Consider the following 13,654-nt stretch of genomic DNA (forward strand, 5'->3'; position numbering starts at 1 on the left):
TGTCGGACGGGGTCATCCTGCCACGCAGCTCCGTCCGGCGCCGCACTGGGGAGATTCGGTGAGACAGGTGCCACCGCGGCCGCTGTTCCGCGATTCTGGTGACTGCGCATCAGCACAGCCCCCGGAACGTCGCGAGAGCGAGAGAGCGAGTCACCCACGTGCCCCCTGTCACCCAGGCCCCGCAGAGCACGGGGGCCGCGCTGGAACTGCTCGTCCACGGCGTCGGCGGAGCCACTCCCCAGGGCATGCTCGACGATCCGCGTATCGCCCGGGTCACCGGTGACGCGACGGCGGCCATCTACCGTCGCACCGGGGACATCGACGCCGAGCAGCACCCCGAGCGGTACCGGGACCGGCCCATCGAAGAGGCCTACTGCTGGTCCAACCTCACCTCCGGCAACGGTTCCCGCGCGCTCTGGCTCCTGCTGCTTCCGTTCATGGTGGTCAACCTGGCCCACTGGATGCGGCCCACCGCCAAGGGCCGCACCCGCGCGGTGCGGCTGTACGGCGTGCTCGTCCGGCTCGTCGCCCTCAGTCTCACCGTGCTGCTCACCGCGGCGGCCTGCGAGGTCGCGCTCGATCTGGTGGCCTGGCAGTGCGCGGGCGTGCCCGACTGCTCGAACCGGCGGTCCTGGCTCGGCTTCCTGTCGACGGCGCAGGGCGGCTGGTGGTCGCAGCCGGGCCGCCGGCTCGCGCTCGCGGCCCTGGTGCCCACCGCGCTGGTGGGACTGCTCTGGTACCTGTCCAACCGGACCTGGAGCGCGTACGAGTCGCAGCGCCCGCTCACCGGCGCCGAGCCGGACGACGACGCTCCTGACGAAGACGGTTCCGACGACGGTCCTGCCGACCCTCCCAGCGGTCCCTCCGGCGGCCCATCCGTCGGCGGAACCGACGCCACCTCCGCCCCCGTGGTCCGGCCCGCCCTCGGCCGCCCCGGCTTCTGGTACGGCCGGCGGCTCGTCGCCCGGCTGCGGGCCGCGCACACCGCCGCCGGGTTCCTGACCGTGGCGGCCTCCGTCGCGGGCGCCGCCGCCCGGCACGACCGCGCCGTCGGCGGCCCCGTGCCCGACCTCCTCGGCCGGCTGCTCGAGACAATGCTCGTGCTGGGCACGCTTGTTGTGCTCTGGGTGGTCTGCCGACGCGGCCGAAGCGAGCGGCGGATCGACAACCGGCTCGACCGCGCCGTCATCAGCTGTCTGCCGGGCGCCGCCCTCGCCCTGCTCGCCCTCGCCGCCGCGTACGCCGCCTGGTCCCGCCCCGGCTGGGTCTCCGCGGGCTCGCTCCCCGGAGACGTCACGTTCCGTGTTCTCACCGTCGGCCAGGGCACTCTCGTGGTCGCCCTCACGGTGGTGGCGCTCGGCCTGTACCGCCGGACGCCCGAGCCGCGTACGGTCCTGTACGGACTCGGTGGCCCGGCGGTCGCGATGCTCGCCTGCGCCCTCGGCGGCGTCATGTCCGGCGGGGTCGCCCAGCGCGTCGCAGACTGGCTCGACGGTTCCGGCACCCCCGGCATGGGGCGGGCGTCCGTCATCGACGGGCCGCCGGTGCTTCTCAGCTGGCAGGCCTCCGTCATCCCCGTGCTCCTGGTGCTGTTGCTGGTTCCCGCCGTCGTGCTGGGTGTACGCACCTGGCTCGCCGCACGCGCCCTGGAACCGGAGGTCGACCGGGAGTACGGGCAGAAGCGGCCGGACGCCGCCCGTACCCGGCAGATCGCCAGGATCCGGGCCACGGCCGCGCTGACCGACTCCGCGCCCTGGCTGCTCGGCCTGGTCTCCGGCGCCACTCTGCTGCTCGGCGCGGGGGCCGTCGCCGGCGCGTGGGCGAGCGGAGAGGTGCCGGGACTGGCGCTGGACGGTGCCGGCCCGTTCATCGAGTCGGTGGCGGAAGCGGCCCAGTCGACCGGATCGTGGATGGTCGGCTTCGGCTTCATCCTCTTCGTCACCTGGGGGCGGCGCGCCTACCGCGATGCTTCCGCCCGCCGCACCATCGGCATCCTCTGGGACGTCGGTACGTTCTGGCCGCGCGCCGCTCACCCGTTCGCGCCGCCGTGCTACGCCGAGCGTGCCGTCCCCGACCTGGCGTCCCGGATGTCCGGCTGGACCGGTCGCACCCGCGGCAGGCTCGTCATCTCCGGCCACTCGCAGGGCAGCGTCCTCGCGGCGTCCGCGGTCTGGCAGCTACCCGCAGAGACCCGGAAGCGGGTTGCCCTGCTCACCTACGGTTCGCCGATCGAGCGGCTGTACGGGCGCTGGTTCCCGGCCTACTTCGGTCCCGGACCGCTGCACGGACTGCACCGCTCCGTGCACTGCTGGCGCAATCTGTGGCGGGCCACCGACCCGATCGGCGGCCGGGTCCGGCTCGACGACGGGTCCGAGCCCGAGGTGGACCGGGGGCCGCTGCGGGACCCGCTGGTCTACGGGCGTACCCAGGAACATCCGCTGCCCGAACCGGTGCTGGGTCACTCGGACTACCAGGCCGACCCGGTCTTCGCCGAGGAGCGGGCCGCGCTGCTCGCCCGGCTCGGTCCGCTCCTGCCCCGCCAGGCCGACGGGGGCTCCGGCGAGACTCAGGGGAGCTCCGGCAGGTCCTCCGGGTAGAGCAGGGTGAGGTCGTCCGTGCTCGGCTCGGCGAGCTGGGCGACCCGGCCCGCATGCCGTTCGACCATCGACTCGAAGGTCTGGCGGGCCGTGCGGCCGTTGCCGAAGGCGGGGCCCTTGGGCAGCTCGGTGAAGTACTTCAGCAGTGCATCCCCGGTGCCCTCGGCCAGGCTGTACTCGTGTTCCTCGGCCTGCTGCTCGACGATCCGCAGCAGTTCGGCGGGCTCGTAGTCGCTGAAGGTGATGGTCCGTGAGAAACGGGACGCTACACCGGGGTTGACGGTGAGGAACCGCTCCATCTCGTGGGTGTAGCCGGCGACGATGACGACCACCGCGTCCCGGTGATCCTCCATCAGCTTCACGAGCGTGTCGATCGCCTCGCGGCCGAAGTCCCGGCCCGAGTCCTCGGGCGAAAGGGCGTACGCCTCGTCGACGAACAGCACGCCACCGCGCGCCCGGTCGAAGGCCTCCTGGGTACGGATGGCGGTCGAGCCGATGTGCTCGCCGACCAGATCGACCCGGGACACCTCGACGAGATGCCCGCGCTCCAGCACGCCCAGCGAGGCGAGGATCTCGCCGTACAGCCGGGCCACGGTGGTCTTGCCGGTGCCGGGGGAGCCGGTGAAGACGAGATGGCGCCGCACCGAAGCGGCCTTGAGCCCGGCCTCCAGACGGCGGCGGCCCACCTCGATCATGTCCGTGAGGGCCCGCACCTCGCGCTTGACGCTGTCCAGGCCCACCAGCGCGTCCAGTTCGCCGAGAACGGCGCCCGACGTACGCACCGGCTCGGCGGACACGTCGATCACGGCGGGCGCGGCCGCACGCTGCGTGGGTACCGCACCGAGCACCCCGGGGGCGGCCTCGGTCGCCGTCAGCACCGTGGGCGGCGGGGGAGGGGGAGTGCGCAGCCCGCTCTCGTCGCTTGTGCAGTCCTCCACGACCGGGCCCGCCACCTGACCGTCGCCGTGCGAGCCGCCTTCGGCGAACTCGTAGCCCCCGCGGGCACACCGCTCCGTGCGGCACCGGGTCAGCGTCGTACGGCAGCCGTCCATCACATGGAAGCCGTATCCGTCGCTTCCGGTGACCCGGCAGTTGTGGAACGTCCCGCGGCCCTCGGCCGAGACATAGAAACCGGCCTCTGCGGGCGAGGTGACCGTGCAGCGCTCGATGGTCGGGTCGGCGCCCTTGGTGACGATGACGCCGGTCTGCGCCGCGTCGATGGTGCAGTTGTTCAGCGTGCCACCGCTGCCGTGGTCACGGAACCAGGCGCCGGTCGACGCCTCCCGGATCCGGCAGTCGTCGAGCTGTGCGGTCGCCCCGTCGCTCACCGACACCGCCGTGTTGCGGACCTGGGTGAGATCGCTGTCGACGACATCGGCGCGCGAACCCCGGTCGAGGACGAAGATCGCGTCCGGCACGTCGTGGACCCGGCAGGAGTCCAGTATCACGGTCGCCCCGTCGCTCACCCAGACCGCCGGGTAGTCACCCGTACTGTCGTGGATCTCGCACTGGTTGGCGTCGACCCGGGTGCCCGGGTCCCACACGGAGAGGCCGTTGCGGCCGAAGCGGCGCACCGTGGACCGGGTCAGCGTGAGGACCGAACGGGAACGCAGATCCACCGCGTTCTCCGGGATGTCATGGATGTCGCAGTCGGCGAGCGTCAGCACCGCATCCGTGTCGAGCGTGACCCCGTCCGACGAAGTGCGGTGCACCGTGCAGTCGGTGAGATGAGCGGTGGCGCGGGCTGTCACCTGTATCCCGCTGCCCTTGATCTCGTACACCTCGCAGCCGACCCCCTCCAGAGCGCTGCCCTCACCGGTGACACTCAGCCCCGCACCCGAGGCGTGGTGGATGCGGCAGCGCTCCAGCCGCGGATGCGCACCGTTGCGCACCGAGACCCCGGCCTGTCCGGCCGCGACGATCTCGCACTCCTCGAACACCCCGCCCGCACCGTCGAGTACGGCGATGCCGACCCCGGCGGGGTTGTCGACCGTGCAGCGGCGCACGGTGGGGCGGGCCGCACCGCGCACCTCGATCCCGGCGGCGGACCGCGTCACGATCCGCAGATCCGTCAGTTCCGGAGTGCCGTCCTCGATGAGGAGCGCGGGGGCCGCCGAGTCCTGGCCCTCCACATGCAGGTCCTGGACGACGGCGGAGGCGCGGAGCGTCAGCGGTACGCCGTCGACCGGCGCGATCCGTACGGAGCCGACGGAGCCCTCCGGGCCGCGCAGCGTCACCGCGCGGTGCAGGACCAGATTCTCCCGGTAGGTGCCCGGCGCGACGGTGAGGACATCACCGTCCGCCGCGGCCTCCAGGGCCGCGGTGAGGGAGGCGTATTCGCCAGTGCGGCGCCGCCACCGCGATGTGCCGGTGTGCGTCACCTGGACCGTGCCCTGTGCCATGGCGCTGCTGTGCCCCCACCTCGTGCGTGTGCGATGCCCTGACCACCGGTCTCTCGGCAGCGGTCATTCCGGGTCCGCCCGCCGAAGAGGCGGGCGGGCCGGTCCACCGTAGCGCGCGCGGAGGGCGGGAGTTGACGCGATCAGCAGCTCGTCAGCTGCCGGTGCCCGTCCTGCCCCAGTCGGGACCGGCCTCCGCCCATGCCCGGTCGAGTTCTGCGTACCGCCGTTGCACCATGCGCCATACGACCAGACGCCGCCCGGCCTCGACCAGACCGACGCCGATCAGCGTCACCCCGAACCCGGCCAGCGCCGCATGCGTGCGGGCCGTCGCCGCGTCCATGGGGCGCGGCGCCGGGTGGCCCTGCGGATCCGTCCAGATCCGCACCCGGGCGCCGGGGTCCGTGACCCGGGAGGAGGTCACCACCGTGCCCCTGAGGGGTGTGCCGTCCGGGGCCTTCCAGCGGGCCAGCACCGACGTCTGTGTGGCACGCTCCGAGTACACCTCGGGATCGGTGACCAGGTGCCGCGCCCCCGGCGCCCGGCGCACCACGACCGCCGTCGTGGCATGGCGCTGCGTCTGCTGGAACCGCACCGACTGCTGCAGGACGTCGTCGGTGAGCGCCCCGCACAGCCAGCCGAGCGCCGGCGCCGCCAGCACCATCAACAGCAGTGCGACCAGAGCCACCCATGCCTCGCGCCGATCGGTGGCGCGGCGCAGGGGATTGTGTCTCCAACGCCAGACTCCCGATACCGCTCGCACAGTTCTGCACCCCCTTCCGCATCCGTCATAACCTGATACGGCAAAGTTCGCGCGCTGGAGCAGCGAAGAGAGAGCTACTTCACCCCGTCCAACGCACGGGCGACCCCGGTGAGTTCCCCCTCGACCGGTCCGTGGTGAGCAGGTGGTGATGAGACGGCCGGCCAGTGCCGTGCGCGGCTGCTGACGTGGTGCGACGGCCCGGTCCGCGGCGGCGGACGGCATCCGGCGGCGGTCGCCGTCGGGTCCCCATGGCTCGACGGCGCTCTGACTGGATGCATGGGTACAGCACGCAGTGCGGAAGGACGCATGCGCGCATCCTGCCGGTCCCCGGACAGGCCCGTGTGCGGCGGGTCGCTCCGGCTCGGTACGCCTTGCTCCGTACCTCCGGCTCAGTACCCCCGGCCCTGGTACGGGCGGTTGTACGGGTCCTCGTAGGGAGAGGGCGTGGGCGCGGGCCGCGGCGACGCCGGACGCATCGACTCGTACCCGGTACTCGGCGCGGGGCGCTGCTGCTGGGGCTGAGGCGCCTGATAGCCGCCACGCATCCCGGTCGGCTGCTGCGGGATGTACGGCGCCGGGGCGTGCTGCAGATGAGCCGGCTGCATCGGCGCGTAACCCTGCTGCTGTGCGGCCATCGGCTGCGGGTAGCCGTACGACGGGGTGGGCTGGGACGGCGCCGCGGGAAGAGCCGGGAGCGCCGCCGGGAGCGCCGGCAGGTAGCTGTTGCCGCTGTCATAGGCGGCAGGCACTCGGATCGGGGCGATCTGAGGGGTACCCCGCTCCGCGACCAGGGAGTCGTAGATCGGAGTGTCGGGGAACGACGGTGCGGCGTAGTAGCCGCCGCCGTAGGTGGAGCGGGGGGAGGTCATGGAACATAAGTTAAGCCCACGATGTGCTGGTTGGGGAGCCCGATAAGAGGGTTGGTTTACGAGATGTGAGTGAACCAGGATCCCCAATGCGAGCGAACTTGGGAAAAAAGGGCGCCCGAGCGCGTTGGAATCGTGTAAAGGGCGAGTTCACGGGGGGTTACCGGCGGATCGCCGGACGGGGTTGGTCATCGCTGTGGGCTCCGCAAGGGAGGGCGGATTAGGTTGGCCCGGGAAAGACTTCGGCAGCCGTACTCGCGATGGGGGCGAGCATGACCATGCTAAAGGGAACCAATGTTCCGGTGGCGGCTCAGGCCGTGCGGGTCGAATTGGGGTGGCGTGCCACGCCGGGCGCACCGGACGTCGATGGATCGGCGCTCCTCCTCGTGTCGGGAAAGGTACGCAGCGACGCGGACTTCGTCTTTTACAACCAGCCGGTGCACGCCTCGGGCGCGGTACGTCACGAGGGCAGACGGAGCGTGGCCGACGGCGTCACGGACAGCCTCGCGGTGGACCTGGAGCGGGTGGAGCCCGAAATCGATCGCGTCGTCCTGGCCGCCTCGGCGGACGGTGGCACCTTCGGGCAGGTGACGGGACTCCACGTACGGATCATGGACGCGTCGGACGGCACCGAACTCGCGCGCTTCGACAGTGCCGACGCGACGGTGGAGACCGCGTTCATTCTCGGTGAGCTGTACCGACGGCAGGGGGCCTGGAAATTCCGGGCCGTGGGCCAGGGGTACAGCAGCGGTCTCGAAGGTCTCGCAACGGACTTCGGTATTTCCGTCGACGAACCACAACAGCCCCAGCAACCTCACCAAGGGCAGCAGCCTCAGTCGCCTCAACCGGCGACGCGAGTTGACCTGCCGCCACCGCCACAGGTGTCCCCCGGGCAGTACCCCCAGTCCCCGCCTGCCGCCCCGATGGCACCACCCGCACCCCCGACACCCCCTCCCGCCCCGCCGGTCGCTCAGCCCGTCCGGCTGACCAAGGTGACGCTCACCAAGGAAGCGCCCTCGGTCTCCCTCGCCAAGCAGGGCGGCACTTCGGGAGCCATGCGCGTCAATCTCAACTGGCAAGTGCGCAAACAGTTCACGGGCTGGGGCAGCAAACTCGGCAGAGCCATCGCCAACCACGCGGACCTCGATCTTGATCTCTGCGCCCTCTACGAACTGACCGACGGCAGGAAGGGAGTTGTCCAGGCACTCGGAAACGCCTTCGGCGCTCTCGGACAGCCCCCTTATATCCATCTCGACGGAGACGACCGCACCGGCGCCGTCTCCACCGGCGAGAACCTGACCATCAACCTTGATCACAAGGATCGGCTCCGCCGCGTCCTGATCTTCGTCACCATCTATGAAGGCGCCCGGAGTTTCGCCGATCTGCACGCGACCGTCACCCTGCAGCCGCAGCACGGCGCCGCGATCGACTTCTCGCTCGACGAATGCACCGTCCCCTCCACGGTCTGCGCGCTCGCACTCATCACCAACAACGCCGGAGACCTCACCGTGCAGCGCGAAGCCCGCTATCTCGTACCCGAGCGCGGGGTGAGCCCGCAGCGCACCGTCGACTACGCCTACGGGTGGGGGATGAACTGGACACCCGGCCGTAAATGACCGTTCCTAACCAGCGTGCATGAGTGAGTCTTGGGCCCACTGGTGGCTTCGATGCCGATCGCGGCGACACCGATACGCTTGGCCCAGTTGATCAGGCGGGTCAGGGCATGGCGGATCTGTGCGTCGCGATGACCAGCAGTGCCGGACAGGTCGTAGCCGAAGCGGTGCGGCTCGCCGATGGGGTTGCCGTGGCGGTCGAGTAGGTAGGCGGCGAAGTGGTCTGCGTTGGTGTCGACGCCGATCATGCCCCGGGCGCGGGCGGTCTCCAACGGGATGGTCTGCACGACGGGGCGTTGCCAGGATGCGGTGAGGTACCAGCGGCCACGGTCCGTATCGAGGTGGATGCGGTAGGCCACGGCCCGGTTGGCTTCGATGCGGTCGGCCCACTCCGCACCCCGGTGCGCGAACCCGATACGGGCGGTGAGGATGTACCGGCTGTGCCGGGTGTTGGCCAGGTGCGCGAGCGGAACAGGCAGCTTGATGGACACTTCACCGTCCGGAGTGACGCGGATCGTCTCGTTCCCGAACCGCTTCCCCGACTCACCATCAGCAGCGATGAACCAGCGTGACGCCTCCCACCGTTCCCGCCACTCGTCTTCGGTGAGACCGGCCTGGGCGAGGTGGTGGCGGGTGTTGAGGAGACGCTTGCCGCCCCGCACCACCCGGACCCGTCCGGCCTGCCAGTCGGCGACGGCCGCCGTGTGCCGCGCCGTAAGTGTTGCGAGACGCCGGGATTTGCGAAACCACTCGTTCTTCGACCGATAGCCACCCGCAGCCCGCTTCGTTCCGGGTTCCCCGACCGGGAGGGACAGGCGGTGCCGCAGCATCTTGATCCCGGCATCCAGCTTCCGGATATACGCCGCCTGGCAACGCCGGGCCAGCGCCCACTGGTCGTGGGTGGCCTTGGTGATCGCTCCGGCGATCCGCGACGACGACTCCTTCGTCAGGTCCCGCTTACGCGCCGCCCAGGTGTCCGCACCGTGCTCGAGACCGTCCGCACAGCGGGCCCTGAGATCACGGGAGGCCAGCGCACCCTGATGCTCACCGACGGCTCGCAGCACTATCTCGTCCTGGGCGGTCAGGTGCTTGAGGTGGTCCCGGATCGCTACCCCGCAAGGCCCGGGCACCACAAAGGGGGCTGTCAGCTCCCGCAAGGTACCCACCACATCACCCCCCTCAGGCCGGACACCTGCCACCCAGGCCAACGAGCAACGGCCGCCAAGGTCACCCATTCGGCCCCAGAACTTCCGTTCCCACCTCCGCAAACCCACCGGCAGAATTCACTCCCGCACGCCACCACTCACTTCGGCTCAGTAAACCGACAGCAGCTCACCACCCCCGGGCCGTCCGGTCCCGCCACCGCCGGCGGACCGGTACCGCCATCCGTTCAACGGTCCGGCGCGGCCTCGGGACGGGCGTAGGTACGCCCCTTCCAGGCCGCGCCACGGCCCCGGTGGTGCTGCAACGCCGAATCGACCGTCATCAGCAGATAGAGCACGGCCGTGAACGGCAGCAGTGGCGCCAGCCAGAGCGACTGCCGGTAGAAACCCAGCATCGGCATATACGTCCCGGCCATCACCACCCAGGCCGCGCCACCCGCCCACGCCGCTGGCGGATCCCCGCCCAGCAGCCCCGCCGCGAGCGTGACCGGCGGTACGAGGTAGACGAGCGCGAGGCCCAGCACCGTACCGACGAGCAGCAGCGGGTTGTGCCGCAACTGGGCGTACGCGCTCCGCGACACCATCCGCCAGAGATCCGCCAGCCGGGGATACGGCCGCACACTGTCCACCCGCTCCGCGAGCCCCAGCCAGATCCGGCCGCCGCTGCGCTGCACCGCGCGCGCCAGCGACACATCGTCGATCACCGCCTGCCGGATCGACTCCGGCACCCGAGCCCGCTCCGCGGCCGCGGTCCGCAGCAGCACGCACCCGCCCGCCGCGGCCGCGGTCCGCGCCGCCGCCCGGTTCACCCACCGGAACGGATAGAGCTGCGCGAAGAAGTACACGAAGGCCGGCACGACGAGGCGCTCCCATGCACTCGCCACCCTCAGCCGCGCCATCTGCGAGACCAGATCGAACCCGCCGGAGCGGGCGGCGGCGACCAGCTCCCGCAGGCTGTCCGGCTCATGCGCGATGTCCGCGTCCGTCAGGAGCAGGTACTCCGGCGCCGGCTCGCGGGCCCGCGCCAGGGAGATCCCGTGCCGCACGGCCCACAGCTTGCCCGTCCAGCCCGGCTCGGGCTCCCCGGGCGACACCACCGTCACCGGAAGCCCGCCGTACCGCACGGACAGCGCACGGGCAAGGTCCCCCGTGCCGTCCTTGCTGCAGTCGTCGACCAGGATGACCTCCGCGGCCCCCGGATAGTCCTGAGCCAGCAGCGACGGCAGACTCACCGGCAGCATGTCCGCCTCGTCGCGGGCGGGCACCACGATCGCGACCGACGGCCAGCCGTCCGGGGCCGTACGCGGCGGCAGCCGCTGGTCGGTCCGCCAGAAGAAACCTTGTCCCAGCAGCAGCCACATCCATGCGGCCAGCGAACCCACGGCGATCCAGGCAACGGCGCTCATTCGCCGCAGTCTGCCCCACTGTGACGAGACCGCAAGGGCGGTCGACTATGGTGACCGGGTGAAGATCGCGCTTATGGACTCCGGAATCGGCCTGCTCGCGGCGGCCGCCGCGGTACGCCGGCTGAGGCCCGACGCCGATCTGGTGCTCTCCTCCGACCCCGACGGCATGCCGTGGGGTCCTCGTACACCGCAGGACGTCACCGCACGCGCGCTCGCCGTGGCCCGTGCGGCGGCCACCCACCGGCCCGACGCACTGATCGTCGCCTGCAACACCGCCTCCGTGCACGCCCTGCCGACGCTCCGTGCCGAGCTGGAACCCACGCTGCCGGTCGTCGGCACCGTCCCCGCGATCAAGCCGGCCGCGGCCGGTGGCGGTCCGGTCGCGATCTGGGCCACCCCCGCCACCACGGGCAGCCCGTACCAGCGCGGGCTCATCGGTGACTTCGCCCGCTCGGTCGCCGTCACCGAAGTTCCGTGCCCCGGTCTCGCCGACGCCGTGCAGAACGCGGACGAAGCCGCGATCGACCGTGCCGTCGCAGCGGCGGCCGCTCTCACTCCACCGGACGTAAGGGCCGTCGTTCTGGGCTGCACCCACTACGAACTGGTCGCCGAGCGGATCCGGGCCGCCGTACAGCAGCCCGGCCTGCCGCCCGTCACGCTGCACGGCTCCGCCGGAGCCGTCGCCGCCCAGGCGTTGCGCCGGATCGGCGCCGCACCCGCTCCTTCGGCCGAACCGGCCACCTCGCTCACCGTGCTCCTCAGCGGCCGCGCCGCCGAGCTGCCGGACGTCGCCCTGGCCTACGCCGAGGGCCTGTTGCTGGGGGCCGTCAGCCCTGCCCGCTGAGCCTGCGACGGCCCGGTGAGGGCCGTCGGAGCCGTCGCGGCTGCCCGGATTCTGAGTACGCTGCTGGCATGAGGGACCAGCCCCGAAAACCGACGCATGCCGGAGCCGAGACACCTCCCGCCGTCTGGACCGGCCGGGCCACCAACAGGGCCCAGTGGGTGCTCGCAGCCGCCGGTGCGGCCTGCACGGCCCTGGGTATTCAGCTCGCCGTGAGCTCCAACTGGACCTCCGGTGTCATCCCGCTGCTGATGTCGGTGATCGGCTGCGTGGCGGCCGGACTCCTCGTGCTGTTCGGCACGCTCGCCTTTGTGAACGTGGCCGTCCGGGTCGACGGGCACGCCCTCGAAGTGCGCTGCGGCCACATGGGGCTGCCGCGCCGCCGGATCCTGCTCACCCACGTGGTGGGCGCGGATTTCGTACCCCGGGTCACCCCGCGCCAGTGGGGCGGCTGGGGCTACCGCTGGCGCCCCGAGCAGGGCACGGCGGTGGTGGTCCGCAAGGGGGAGGGGCTGGTCGTCAGGCTCGGCGACGGCAGGACCTTCACGGTCACGGTGGACGATGCGGAGGCGGGCGTACGGTTCATCCGCGAGCAGCTCCAGATGCCGGCGGCCGGCGCAGCGGCCGGTGCCTGAGCGGGCAAGAGCCTGAGTGGTTCAGCCGCCCCGGTCGGTCAGAGCGGGGTGTGATCTGCTTGCGGACCGCGGTCGGCCGTGGTCCGCCTCACCTGCGCGGAACGTCCTGCATCCTCGTCTCCCTCCGTACGGCTCCCGTCAGCCGCTCCTGCTGTGTCCGAAGCGGCTCTGCCGTCCCCGATGGGCAGCCGGGCCGATGCCAGCCCCGCGAGCAGTCCTGCGCCCGCCGTCACGGGTGTGAAGCTCAGTGCGTTTCCGACACTCGCCAGGGCCGCGAGCGCGGTGAGCGCGGCGCCCGCCGTCAGGACGACTGCCGTGGAGCGGGGCGAGCGCCAGAGCACGTACAGCAGCCAGCCGAAGGCCGCACCCAGCAGCGTCACCCCCGCCACGCCCTGTTCGGCGGCCTGCTGCAGCGGCGCCGAGTGGGGTTTACCGTCGGACCGCAGAGTCTGCTGGGCGGTCGGGCTCATCTCGGCGAACCGGTCGGGCCCGACGCCCAGCACCGGATGCTCCTTGGCTAGCGTCACCGCGTCCTGCCACAGAAGCACGCGGTTCCCGGTCAGCTGGCCCTCCAGGGAGATAGTCAGGCCGTCGGGCAGCGCTTCCTCCGCCACCGCCCACGACGCACCGACGACCAGCGCCGTGACCAGTGCGAACCCGGCGAGCCCGAGCAGCCTGCGGCGCATTTTCGCCGCGGCCAGCGAACAGAGCAATACGCCGAGCGCCGCGACGAAACCGGCCACCGACCGCATGGTCAGCGCGGCGCAGGCGGTGCCGAACGCGAGCAACCGCAGTGTGAGGCGCAACGGAGCCCGCCGGGCTGCCGCGGCCGCGCAGCAGGCGGCACCCACAGCCAGTACCAGCAGCGCGGCCGCCGCCCCGGTGTGCCCCGGCGCGATGTCGACGGCGGCGGTGGCACCCGGCATGCCACTGCTGCGTGAGACGAGGGCCATGACGAGGGCGGCGACGGCGGCGGCCGTGGCGGTGGCCACCGGCAGCAGCGTGCCGCAGATCCGACCGCAGGCGAAGCCCGCGGCGACGGCCAGCAGTGCCAGCAGCACGCCCTCCGGCCTGGTCTCCCGCCCGGCCGCGCTGACCAACGACCAGATCGCGCAGGCGGCGAGAATCACCGCTCCGGCTCCGTCGGACGCGTTGCCGCGTTCCCGGGCCGCGTACCCGCCTGCCGGTGCAGTCATCCGTTCGACCCCCCGAACTGTGACCGTCCCGTCCGCGACGGCCGGATGCGGCCGGTCGGCGGGGGACTGGCGCACACGCTAACGGCAGTGGTGCGACTTTGTGGAGGAAAAGCGCAGGAACGATCCGGCGGGGAGGATTCCGGCAACGGCACGGGACTGCCCCGCACACAGCCGA

General features: G+C 71.8%; 9 protein-coding genes and 1 pseudogene. 4 read left to right on the forward strand and 6 right to left on the reverse strand.

From position 1 onward, the window contains the following. Nucleotides 1-158: 158 nt before the first annotated feature. Nucleotides 159-2,597 (forward strand): hypothetical protein, encoded by a 2,439-nt coding sequence (locus OHA03_RS29515; protein WP_267006768.1) that lies wholly within the window; start codon nt 159-161, stop codon nt 2,595-2,597. Here the strand turns inward: OHA03_RS29515 and OHA03_RS29520 are convergent. The 3 genes from OHA03_RS29520 to OHA03_RS29530 all read right to left on the reverse strand — a co-directional run bounded on the left by OHA03_RS29520 (nt 2,567) and on the right by OHA03_RS29530 (nt 6,628). Then, nucleotides 2,567-4,999: a right-handed parallel beta-helix repeat-containing protein gene (locus tag OHA03_RS29520; protein WP_267006769.1), complete on the reverse strand. Its 2,433-nt coding sequence runs from the start codon at nt 4,997-4,999 to the stop codon at nt 2,567-2,569. The two genes, OHA03_RS29515 and OHA03_RS29520, sit on opposite strands and share 31 nt — an antisense overlap. Before the next feature lie 151 nt (nt 5,000-5,150). After that, entirely contained in the window at nt 5,151-5,684 is a 534-nt protein-coding gene (locus OHA03_RS29525) for a hypothetical protein (RefSeq protein WP_267006770.1), read from the reverse strand. A 464-nt stretch (nt 5,685-6,148) separates the two neighbouring features. Continuing rightward, a complete protein-coding gene (locus tag OHA03_RS29530; protein ID WP_267006771.1) occupies nt 6,149-6,628 on the reverse strand; it encodes a DUF6643 family protein in 480 nt (159 codons plus the stop codon). A 257-nt stretch (nt 6,629-6,885) separates the two neighbouring features. On the opposite strand from OHA03_RS29530, the gene OHA03_RS29535 reads away from it, so the two are divergent. Next, nucleotides 6,886-8,241: a TerD family protein gene (locus tag OHA03_RS29535; protein WP_267006772.1), complete on the forward strand. Its 1,356-nt coding sequence runs from the start codon at nt 6,886-6,888 to the stop codon at nt 8,239-8,241. A 47-nt stretch (nt 8,242-8,288) separates the two neighbouring features. On the opposite strand, the pseudogene OHA03_RS29540 reads toward OHA03_RS29535, so the two are convergent. Further along, nucleotides 8,289-9,404: pseudogene (locus OHA03_RS29540) on the reverse strand (IS200/IS605 family accessory protein TnpB-related protein); the annotation flags it as partial. Nucleotides 9,405-9,628: 224 nt separating this feature from the next. Beyond that, nucleotides 9,629-10,807: a glycosyltransferase gene (locus OHA03_RS29545; RefSeq protein WP_267006773.1), complete on the reverse strand. Its 1,179-nt coding sequence runs from the start codon at nt 10,805-10,807 to the stop codon at nt 9,629-9,631. 58 nt (nt 10,808-10,865) lie between these two features. On the opposite strand from OHA03_RS29545, the gene OHA03_RS29550 reads away from it, so the two are divergent. Together OHA03_RS29550 and OHA03_RS29555 are read left to right on the forward strand one after the other, a co-directional pair. Beyond that, nucleotides 10,866-11,651, forward strand: a complete 786-nt coding sequence (locus tag OHA03_RS29550; RefSeq protein ID WP_267006774.1) for a glutamate racemase — start codon at nt 10,866-10,868, stop codon at nt 11,649-11,651. Nucleotides 11,652-11,719: 68 nt separating this feature from the next. Then, complete coding sequence (locus OHA03_RS29555) at nt 11,720-12,283, forward strand: hypothetical protein (RefSeq protein ID WP_267006775.1); 564 nt, start codon at nt 11,720-11,722, stop codon at nt 12,281-12,283. A 38-nt stretch (nt 12,284-12,321) separates the two neighbouring features. Here the strand turns inward: OHA03_RS29555 and OHA03_RS29560 are convergent, their stop codons facing one another. Further along, on the reverse strand, nt 12,322-13,479 hold the full coding sequence (locus OHA03_RS29560) for an O-antigen ligase (RefSeq protein ID WP_267006776.1): 1,158 nt from the start codon (nt 13,477-13,479) through the stop codon (nt 12,322-12,324). Between the last annotated feature and the right edge of the window lie 175 nt (nt 13,480-13,654).

Source organism: Streptomyces sp. NBC_00154, assembly GCF_026342835.1.
Lineage (GTDB): Bacteria > Actinomycetota > Actinomycetes > Streptomycetales > Streptomycetaceae > Streptomyces.

Coding starts and splice junctions, on each gene's coding strand:
- OHA03_RS29535 (WP_267006772.1), top strand. CDS start 6,886: ATGGGGGCGAGCATGACCATGCTAAAGGGAACCAATGTTCCGGTGGCG.
- OHA03_RS29545 (WP_267006773.1), bottom strand. CDS start 10,807: ATGAGCGCCGTTGCCTGGATCGCCGTGGGTTCGCTGGCCGCATGGATG.
- OHA03_RS29555 (WP_267006775.1), top strand. CDS start 11,720: ATGAGGGACCAGCCCCGAAAACCGACGCATGCCGGAGCCGAGACACCT.
- OHA03_RS29520 (WP_267006769.1), bottom strand. CDS start 4,999: ATGGCACAGGGCACGGTCCAGGTGACGCACACCGGCACATCGCGGTGG.
- OHA03_RS29530 (WP_267006771.1), bottom strand. CDS start 6,628: ATGACCTCCCCCCGCTCCACCTACGGCGGCGGCTACTACGCCGCACCG.
- OHA03_RS29560 (WP_267006776.1), bottom strand. CDS start 13,479: ATGACTGCACCGGCAGGCGGGTACGCGGCCCGGGAACGCGGCAACGCG.